Origin of the sequence: Pseudomonas sp. 10C3 (assembly GCF_036346185.1) — a bacterium.
Lineage (GTDB): Bacteria > Pseudomonadota > Gammaproteobacteria > Pseudomonadales > Pseudomonadaceae > Aquipseudomonas.
This window is the reverse complement of record NZ_JASJVE010000034.1, coordinates 40,347-48,759: the sequence shown is the minus strand read 5'-3', so window position 1 is coordinate 48,759 and position 8,413 is coordinate 40,347. Positions and strand designations below refer to the sequence as shown.

The 8,413-nt window shown below is 56.1% G+C and carries 6 protein-coding genes and 1 pseudogene; 6 read left to right on the top strand and 1 reads right to left on the bottom strand.

Translation table 11 applies throughout. The annotated features are described in order from the left end of the window. From QN399_RS23850 to phaR, 5 genes and pseudogenes are all read left to right on the top strand, one after another. Positions 1-339 (top strand): annotated as a pseudogene (locus tag QN399_RS23850) (acyl-CoA synthetase); the annotation flags it as partial. A gap of 153 nt (positions 340-492) precedes the next feature. Continuing rightward, positions 493-819 (top strand): DUF485 domain-containing protein, encoded by a 327-nt coding sequence (locus QN399_RS23845; protein WP_322178944.1) that lies wholly within the window; start codon positions 493-495, stop codon positions 817-819. Then, the gene (locus tag QN399_RS23840; RefSeq protein WP_219059958.1) at positions 819-2,492 is read left to right on the top strand and encodes a cation acetate symporter; all 1,674 of its coding nucleotides are present in this window, start codon (positions 819-821) and stop codon (positions 2,490-2,492) included. The genes QN399_RS23845 and QN399_RS23840 overlap by 1 nt, the downstream gene beginning before the upstream one ends. Positions 2,493-3,081: 589 nt before the next feature. Then, positions 3,082-4,218 carry an AraC family transcriptional regulator gene (locus QN399_RS23835; protein WP_330201792.1) on the top strand — a complete coding sequence of 379 codons (1,137 nt, stop codon included), beginning with the start codon at positions 3,082-3,084 and terminating at the stop codon, positions 4,216-4,218. Between the two features lie 171 nt (positions 4,219-4,389). Next, complete coding sequence (gene phaR, locus QN399_RS23830; protein ID WP_322178941.1) at positions 4,390-4,923, top strand: polyhydroxyalkanoate synthesis repressor PhaR; 534 nt, start codon at positions 4,390-4,392, stop codon at positions 4,921-4,923. Positions 4,924-4,964: 41 nt separating this feature from the next. Here the strand turns inward: phaR and QN399_RS23825 are convergent, their stop codons facing one another. Then, positions 4,965-5,525: a phasin family protein gene (locus tag QN399_RS23825; protein WP_322178940.1), complete on the bottom strand. Its 561-nt coding sequence runs from the start codon at positions 5,523-5,525 to the stop codon at positions 4,965-4,967. 263 nt (positions 5,526-5,788) lie between these two features. Between QN399_RS23825 and QN399_RS23820 the strand changes: the two genes are divergently transcribed. After that, the gene (locus QN399_RS23820) at positions 5,789-8,197 is read left to right on the top strand and encodes a DUF3141 domain-containing protein (RefSeq protein ID WP_330201791.1); all 2,409 of its coding nucleotides are present in this window, start codon (positions 5,789-5,791) and stop codon (positions 8,195-8,197) included. Positions 8,198-8,413 lie beyond the last annotated feature (216 nt).

The following is an 8,413-nucleotide window of genomic DNA, read 5'->3' as shown; positions in this document are numbered from 1 at the left end:
GGTTATGTAGAGATCAAGGACCGGCTCAAAGACATCATCATCTCGGGTGGCGAGAACATCTCCACCATCGAGCTTGAAGGCGTGCTCTACCGCCACTCGGGTGTGCTGGAAGCGGCCGTGGTTGCACGCCCCGATGAGAAGTGGGGAGAAACGCCTTGCGCGTTCATCACCCTCAAGGCCGACCACCAGAACGTTCGCGAAGCCGACATTATCAGCTTTTGCCGCGAGCATCTGGCAGGGTTCAAGGTGCCGCGCACCGTGGTGTTCACACTGCTGCCGAAGACTTCTACCGGGAAGATTCAGAAGTTCCTCCTGCGGGACATGGCCAAGAACCTTTAGTCCTTCGCCCCTTTAACCCTCGACAAAGCCCCAAACAAGCGACAGGCCTGACCTGTCGCTTCGGGATTGTGCACGCCGAAATCGACCTGATAGCCATACCGCAACTTCAAGCACCGACAGCACCGACAAAAAAAATAATACAGGGAGCAAAAAATGAGCAATATCCATGCAACCGATACCCAGCGCTGCGAACGCATTCGGGCCAATCCGAAATTCATCAAATTAGTGCAGAGCCGTTCGCGCCTGGCGTGGTCGCTGAGCGCTGCCGTACTGGGCACTTACTACTCGTTCATGCTGGTGGTGGCTTTTGCCCCTCAGTGGCTGCATGCACCACTGGCCGAGAATCGCATGATGACCGTGGGCATGCCCGTGGGCGCAGCGATCATCATCTTCTCCTGGCTGCTCACCGGCTGGTATGTCTACAAAGCCAACACCCGCTTTGACACCTTGGGCGCTGAAGTTCTCGAGGAGAGCAAGTGATGACTACTCTGCGTAATGTGATCCTTGCTGGCCTCGGCCTTCTGCCTGCTTCCCTTGTACTCGCAGGGCCCTCGCTGGCCGGCGCAGTGGAAAAACAGCCACTCAATCTGCATGCCATCGGCATGTTTTTCGTTTTCGTCCTGGGCACTCTCCTCATTACCTGGTGGGCAGCGCGACAAACTCACTCCACCTCCGATTTCTACACCGCTGGCGGTGGCATCACAGGGTTCCAGAACGGTCTGGCAATTGCCGGCGACTACATGTCTGCGGCAACCCTGCTGGGCCTTTCGAGCCTGGTGTTCGCCAAAGGCTACGATGGCTTCATCTATACCATTGGCTTCTTCGTGGGCTGGCCGATCATCACCTTCCTGATGGCCGAGCGCCTACGCAACCTGGGGCGCTATACCTTCGCCGACATCGTTTCGTATCGCCTTGACCAAAACAAGGTACGCATCTTCGCCGCCTTTGGTTCGTTGACGGTGGTGTGCTGCTACCTGATCGTGCAAATGGTCGGCGCGGGTCAGTTAATCAAGCTGTTATTCGGCCTCGACTACCCGGTGGCGGTAGTGATCGTCGGCGCACTGATGTTGGTCTACGTCATCTTTGGCGGCATGATCGCGACCACTTGGGTGCAGATCATCAAAGCCGTGCTATTGCTCGCGGGTGGCACCACGCTCGCGGTGATGGCTATGTCCCAGTTTGATTTCAGCTATGAGATGTTGGCGACCAAAGCCATCGAAGCCCATGCCAGCGGCTGGAACATCATGGGCCCCGGCGCCATGCTCGCCGATCCGATCAATACGGCCTCCATGTCTCTCGGCCTGGTATTCGGCATCGCCGGTCTGCCACACATCCTGATGCGTTTCTTCACCGTGCCGAACGCTAAGGAAGCACGCAAATCGGTGTTCTACGCTACCGGTTTCATCGGTTTCTTCTTCCTTGTGGTCTGTACCCTGGGCTTTGCCGCGATGGTGATCATTGGCACCGACCCGCAGTACTACGTCAATGGCCAGGTAGGCGGTACGTTGATCGGCGGCGGCAACATGGTCGCAATGCATTTGGCTAAAGCAGTGGGCGGCAACCTGTTCTTCGGCTTCCTCTCGGCCGTGGCCTTCGCCACCATCCTCGCAGTGGTTTCCGGTCTGGCCCTGGCCGGTGCTTCAGCCATTTCCCACGACCTCTATGCCACCGTACTGAAGAAAGGCAAGGCCACAGAGAAGCAAGAAATGCGCGTGACCCGCATGGCCACTGTCGGCCTCGGCATCATCGCCATTCTGCTGGGCATTCTGTTCGAGAAGATGAACGTCGCTTTCCTGGTCGGTCTGACCTTCGGCATTGCCGCTTCGACCAACTTCCCTGTCCTGATCATGGCCATGTACTGGAAAGGCCTGACAACTAAAGGCGCAATCCTCGGTGGCTTTGCCGGTCTGATCTGCGCGCTGGTGCTGGTGATCCTGTCGCCAGCAGTATGGGTAACCGTACTCGGCCACGCCAAGGCGATCTTCCCCTACGACCACCCGGCACTGTTCTCTATGCCGCTGGCCTTCCTAGTGATCGTCGTGGTTTCCAAACTCGACCGCAGTGTCCGGGCAGACAATGAACGGAACGCCTACGCCGACCAGTTCGTGCGTGCACAGACCGGCCTCGGAGCCGCCAGCGCGTCCAGCCATTGATAGACGGGGCACGGCGCGCTCAAGCGTGGCCGTGCCAACCGTTCCGTGAACCTGAAGCACGTGTTGTCGGTAGCACCTGGGTAGCCACTGAAAAGCGAATGCGCGCCTGGCGCACTTCGTAAAGATTGGCGACTTCGCCAGCAAAACCGAGAAGTCCTGGCACGCAAAAAAATGCCGGAGTTATTCTCCGGCATCACATGAATCTTAATCCCCACCCTAATTGCTGGGCCGCCTTGGCAATACAGCCCAGCCATCTCCTCATTTCCTCAATCTCTCAATTATTTTCCGCACACCCAACCTCTCGTCGAACGGCGCGAAAAGGACGCGCGGAGAAGACAAAACCTGCCGTCGTAAAACCGGCTAAAAATGTTCAACTTTGTTCATATCTGTGTAATATCTTGAATCATATGATGCTAACGTTAAACAAGTTCCCATTCCTCATACGGAATGATTCAAGGAGAAAAATTTCGTCGTACGGCTGGCCCGCTGGAGCTAACGGGCCCTCCAAGCTCACCACAAAGGATGTTCAATTCCACGGATAGACGAGGCCGTCATGTATAGAGTGAGTACGGGCTATGCCAGTGTGTTGGTGAATACACTTTCGGCCCAAGGTTTGGATGTCGCCAACCTGTGCCAGGAAGCCGGGCTGGACATGGAAATCTTGGGGCAGCCGGCTACCTTTTGTCGGCGAAGCATTATGTACCGTCTATGGGACCTGGCGACGCAGGTCTCGGGCAATCCAGATATCGGCCTGAAAGCCTACGGACACGTACACCCGGGCAGTTTCCAGATCGTGGGTTACACGATGATGTCCAGCCTGAACCTGAAACGCGCCCTGGAGCGTTTAGTTCGTTTCAGCGCGTTGATTGGTACTGGATTCAGCCTGTTCTTTGTTCAGGAAGGGCAGAATTATCGCCTGTCCGGGCTTGACCTCCAGCAACCCGACTCGGTTAAACCCCGGCAGTACACCGATGCAGGACTTGCTTCGCTGCTCGGTTTTTGCCGCTGGCTTACGGGTGGACATCTTCCGCAACCCCTGAGTATAGAGTTCTCCTATCCAGAGCCCGAGAGCATCCTGGAACATCAGCAACTCTTTGCTTGTCCGTTAATTTTCGGGGCGGCTTATGACAGCATCGTGTTCGATGGGCAGGAACTGCTGCGTCCCTTGAGTATGGCGAATGAGGCATTAGCCACTCTCCATGACAGTTTTGCCGAGGCTCAGCTGGACCTGTTGTTCGGTTTCTCTATTCTTGGCCGGGTTCGCGCGATGATCACTCAGCGCTTGAGCCAAGGGCTGGGACCTGGATTCTTCGACATGGAGTCAATGGCTGCAGCGCTCCACATCAGCAAACGAACACTTCAACGAGCGCTTGAGAAGGATGGCGTGCAATACAAGGATGTCTTGAGCGATCTGCGCAGGCAAATGGCTGACTTCTATCTGCGCCACTCTCATTACAATATGAAGCATGTGGCCTATCTCCTTGGCTTCCACGACCACAGCAGCTTCCATAAAGCGTGCTGTCGCTGGTTCCACATGCCGCCTGGCCAGTACCGGACCGATGGATCGCCGCTCAAGGTCGAGGAAGAAAAGCGCCCCTCTGGCAGGACATTAGAGAAAGCACGAGAACCCGACAGGCAAGAGAGTGCGTACGCGTGGCCAGGGTTCCTGATGGGGGGTGATTATGCAGTGCAGCGCTCTACCTTCACCGGGCTTCTCGATAAGTAAACACTGCGTTTAATCCGTACTGAATGGATCAAGCTCATCAAGGCAGGTGAACCCGCTCCGTACGCAGGCCTCAGTACCTTAGGGTTTAACCCTTGGCACCACTCCGATCCGCGGCAGTAGCCATAGTAGGATAAGATGCTTGCGAACTAGGCTCGCAATGAGAAGCCCCGCATGACAGATAACAGTCGGAGCAACACCCGCCTGATCAAGAAATACCCCAATCGCCGCCTGTATGACACGTACACCAGCAGTCATTTGACGCTTGCGGATATACGCCAACTGGTCGTCGATAAAATCCCGTTCCAGGTGGTCGACGCCAAGACTGGCGAGGATCTGACTCGAAGCATCTTGCTTCAGGTGATTCTAGAAGCCGAAAGTGGCGGTGAACCGATCTTCTCCAGCGAGATGCTCATGGGGATTATCCAGTTCTACGGCCCCTTCCAGGGCGTCCTCGGCAGCTACCTGGATAAAAGCATCCAGACAGTTATCGACATCCAGTCGCAAACGGGTGCGCAGTCCTCTGAGGCGTGGAGCGAGTTCATGCACCAGCAGGCACCGGTCATGCAGGATTTGATGCGCCAATATGTCGACCAATCGAAGGCGCTCTACCTAAACACTCAAAACCTCTTCGGTTTGTTCGGCGGCACACCGCCAGGCCAGACTGGACCAAGCGCCGGACGAAAAAAAAATGGCGACGGGGAGTGAACCCGTCGCCATCCGCAAAGCTGTTCCAGCTTTGATTTGACTTACTTGCTACCGCCCGCTGCCTTGCCCGGTGCGGCTTTGCCAGCTGCGGTGGTCGCTGCGGCGAAGCCGCTCTGGGCAATGTCAGCAGCCTGCTTGGCAGCTTTCTGTGCGTTTTCATAAACGCTACCGGCATTCGCCAGCGTCGATTTGAACGCGGCCACGACAGGCTCAGAGCCAGCCGGCGCATTTTTGCTCATCACTTCAATGAATTCTTGCACTTGTTGAGTGCCCGCCTCGACTTGACCCTCAGTCAACTTGGCGATTTCCGACTGTGTGCCGACAATCAATTCTTGCATTTGACGATTGAACTCAGCAAGGCGTTCGGCCTGTACATGCGGCTGGATAAAGGATGCTTGCAGCTCCGCAAAGCCTTGAGGATCACGTACCGCCAGCAGCTTGCGAAAACCATCGAAGTATTCCTCGGTGGAAGCACGCAGAGTCTTGAACTGCAGTTGGCTAAGCTGCTCAACACTCGCGAAAACTTTGCCGCTGATTTGCTGCAGGAGGTCGAGGTTAGCTTTCTGAGCGTTTTGCAATTTTTCAGTATTAAACAAAGACATGCTTGAATCTCCTAGTACTGGAAGGCCGACATGGGCCTGAGGACGCGATAGCGATCCTGCTGAGTCATCGCGTTAGGCTTAATATTGCAGTGCACAATTTTATTTGGCAACCTTTTTTTGTGCACCGCAAAAAAGCTTTGCCCCTTCTGCAGCTATTCGTTATAACTCCTCCATAAACAGAATAGATCGGCCAAACCAAATCCCTTCCTGAGCAATGAAGGCTGAGGCAAGCCGCTTCTCATGCATACGGCCAGGAGAGCATCATGGATAATGACTATATTGTTGCGTCGCAGGATAAAGGGCTTTTCGTAAAACATGATGTACTCGAAAATCTAAGTCGACTGCAACACATGAATACCTCGAACGTCCTCGACGCCTCGCGCCAGCGTCAGGAAAAAACGTTTACACCACTCATCCAGGGCCAGCTAACGCAACCCACCCTTGATGACTGGCAGGAGTACTTCGCCGACCTCAGTCAACGCAGCCTGCTGTTCTGGGACACCCTGCGCCAGCGCGGCGACAACACACTGGTCCACCAGCGCGCCGGGTATCCGTTGCTGCTCAAGTTCAATCATGAAACGCTGATCGCTGGCTCGGATCTCCCCCGCCCCGTCAACTACTCGCTATTACGAATCCTCCCTGGAGCAGAGCAAAACATCGACAGCAGCAGCCAGCCAGTAATCATCATTGATCCGCGCGGTGGTCATGGCTCGGGCATTGGCGGCTTCAAACAAGATTCGGTAATAGGCGAGAGCCTCAGAGCGGGCCATCCCACCTACTTCATCGCCTTCAGTCACGCGCCCATGCCAGGGCAAACGCTGATGGATATCGTCGAAGCCGAAGCCCATTTCATCGAAGCCGTCAGCGCCCTCCATCCTGACGGCAGCAAACCTGTTGTGGTCGGCAACTGCCAAGCCGGCTGGGCGTTAATGGGGTTGGCTGCAACACACCCGGAGCTGCCGGGATTGATCATCATCAACGGTGCTCCTTTGTCGTACTGGGCCGGTGTCAATGGACGCAATCCAATGCGTTATACCGGCGGCCTGCTGGGCGGGGGCTGGACGACTCGCCTGGCCAGCGATTTGGGCAACGACCGTTTCGACGGCACCTGGCTGGTCAGCAACTTCGAGAACCTGGACCCCGCCAATACCTATTGGAACAAGTACTACCAGCTGTTCAGTCAAGTCGACAGCGAGGCTCCGCGCTTTCTCGATTTCGAACGCTGGTGGGGCAGCCCGAGCCTGCTGAATAGCGAAGAAATCGAAATGATTGTCGACAACCTTTTCATCGGCAACCATCTGTCTGGAGGGCTCGGACGCAAGACCCTCGGGCTTGACCTGAAACAGATCGAAGCACCGGTGGTGGTGTTCTGCTCGTACGGAGACAACATCACATCCCCACAACAAGCACTGAACTGGATAACCGATGTCTATCCCAGCGATCTCGCTTTGCAGTGTGCTGGACGCACCATCGTCTACCTGCAGCACGCCAGTATCGGCCATCTGGGCATCTTCGTATCCGGCAAGGTCGCCCGGCGCGAACACCGTGAACTGCTCGGGGCTGTCGACGCAATCAATGCGCTGCCCTCGGGGCTGTATGAAATGCTGATCGAGGATATCCCTGACCCATCGGGCAGCGATGATGCACGCTATCGCGTACGTTTCGAACCCAGGCGAATCGCCGATATCCATGATGAAGGCGAGCCGGCGCGTGATGACGATCGCGAATTCGCGCTGGTAGAGCGCGCCTCCGAAATCAATAGCTCGCTTTACGACGGGTTCGTACGCCCCTGGATGCGCCAGATGATCAATGAGCCCATCGCAGAACTGTTGCGCAAGGCGCACCCGTTCCATCAACAACAGGTGGTATGGAGCAGTCTGAATCCGGCACTGTGGTGGCTCGCTGGCACCGCCGCTCAAGTGCACAGCGATCGCCGCCCCGCCCGCAAAGACAACCCACTGCTGGCGTGGCAGGACCTGTTCTCCAACCAGATGCAGGACGTCCTGAATGCTTATCGTGATGTGCGTGACGCATCCCTTGAACTGTGTTTCTACAGTGTGTATGGAGGGTTAAGCGCCCTTGTTGACAAGCAGCCTGCGCGGAATCTTCAGGAGCATGCCGAGCAGCAAGACAAGGTCCTGATCGAGCGTCTGCATGAGGCTCTAGCCCTCGGAGGTAGACTGGAAGCGCTGGTACGAATACTTTTCCTGATCGGCCGTGACAGCAAGAAAATCGACAAGCGCCGCGTCGAGCAACTGATCCAGCAGGGCCCTGTTCCAGTCGAGCACTACATCGACCCCATTGTTCTGCGCGAAACCATACGACTGCAGAACCTGCTGGTCTTTGTTCACCCGGAAGAAAGCTTGCGCAGCCTGCCCTTGCTGCTCCCGGAAACCGAAGCACGCCAGCAGATCCTGGCGGCCGTGGCGCTATTAGTACCTGAGTTGCTAACGACTATCGGTGCTGAAGGAAAACTCTGGTGTGAACTGCACTCGCTACTCGACATCCCCCTGCCAGGCCCTAGTCTGGCCCCGCAGCCAAGTGAAGCAGATGCAGTCAAGCTGGTAGCCCCTCCTGTAGCGACACAGCCGGCGCCGACACTCGCTACCACGGATGCAAGTCCAGCGCGCAAACCAGGAAGGGGAGTAACAAAACGGACCAAGCCGGAATAACCCGGGGTTATTGACAGAGGCAACTCATGCGCCGCGTCGGTCTTGCATCAGACCGACCCTGCGGAGTGAAACAAGCCCAACGTGAGAGCGCCTTCTCCAGCTTAAAGCCGGACATTATCGTGTAGCACAAGAACAAACTTATCAGCGCTCGGCACAGCCGGAACTTGCACCATCTATAGCGCCATGAATGATCTTTGGATCCAAAACAAGCACGGA